Source organism: Tetzosporium hominis (assembly GCF_002265435.1).
Lineage (GTDB): Bacteria > Bacillota > Bacilli > Bacillales_A > Planococcaceae > Chryseomicrobium > Chryseomicrobium hominis.
In genome coordinates this window covers 1-265 of sequence record NZ_NOKQ01000167.1, presented here as the reverse complement: position 1 = coordinate 265, position 265 = coordinate 1, and the positions used below count along the sequence as shown (strand labels likewise).

1 pseudogene is annotated in these 265 nt (G+C 48.3%); it reads right to left on the bottom strand.

Annotated elements, in window-relative coordinates:
* Positions 1 to 265 (bottom strand): annotated as a pseudogene (locus tag CF394_RS03555) (2-succinyl-6-hydroxy-2,4-cyclohexadiene-1-carboxylate synthase); the annotation flags it as partial.

Below are 265 nucleotides of genomic sequence, written 5' to 3'. Positions count from 1 at the left end.
AACTCACTCACTATTTTACCAAAAAAACGCGGCTGTTCCACATGCACCGTATGGCCGGCTTTTGGAACAATCTCTATTCTACTAGATGGAAGCTTCTTATGCACCTCTTGATTGATGGCGCAAAACTTTTTGTCCCACTCCCCGCAGATTAGAAGCACAGGCACGGCTATTTCTTGTACACGGCTCCACAAGGAAGGCTGTGAACCGGTGCCCATGCCCGTTAAACTATTTGCAAGCCCAATCTTATTGTTTCGCAGACGGCCGG